Origin of the sequence: Marinimicrobium alkaliphilum (genome assembly GCF_003259155.1) — a bacterium.
In the GTDB taxonomy this organism is placed as follows: Bacteria; Pseudomonadota; Gammaproteobacteria; order Pseudomonadales; family Cellvibrionaceae; genus Marinimicrobium_A; species Marinimicrobium_A alkaliphilum.
This window is the reverse complement of record NZ_QGMQ01000028.1, coordinates 1-400: the sequence shown is the minus strand read 5'-3', so window position 1 is coordinate 400 and position 400 is coordinate 1. Positions and strand designations below refer to the sequence as shown.

The 400-nt window shown below is 42.0% G+C and carries 1 protein-coding gene; it reads right to left on the bottom strand.

Going from position 1 to position 400, the window contains the following annotated elements; all coding sequences use genetic code 11:
- Nucleotides 1-95: 95 nt before the first annotated feature.
- A complete protein-coding gene (locus DKW72_RS16480; protein WP_157960529.1) occupies nucleotides 96-380 on the bottom strand; it encodes a hypothetical protein in 285 nt (94 codons plus the stop codon).
- Nucleotides 381-400 lie beyond the last annotated feature (20 nt).

Genomic DNA, 400 nt, shown 5'->3' with positions numbered 1-400 from the left:
TAACACCCCAAGCAGGGGCATATTTTGCGTTTTGAGCGCAGCGAAGCAAAATATGTCCCGCTGCCTTGGATTGTTAAGTGACCCGAAGTCATATACTAAGTGCGGCTACCGGCATCTTGAATTCTCAGGACAGTTTTCCTTAAAAGTTTATGTGATGAGCTGCCTGACCAATTTGAAAACGTATACCCTAGCAAGAAACCTCCCATCGGCATAATTACGTTTCCTAAGCTAAAATTATCCCTATATCCGAGATCATGATCTCCAATCAGGTAAAACGCCACTACGATTAGCAACAATCCAGAAACAGCATTTACCCATCGGGAAATGCGTTGTTTTCTATCAAGCTTATCGAACTCGATAAGTATTTCTTCGGTATTCATTTCTAATTCCACTTAACGCC

Excerpts from the sequence above, each read along its gene's own strand:
- DKW72_RS16480 (WP_157960529.1), bottom strand. The coding sequence starts at position 380 with ATGAATACCGAAGAAATACTTATCGAGTTCGATAAGCTTGATAGAAAA.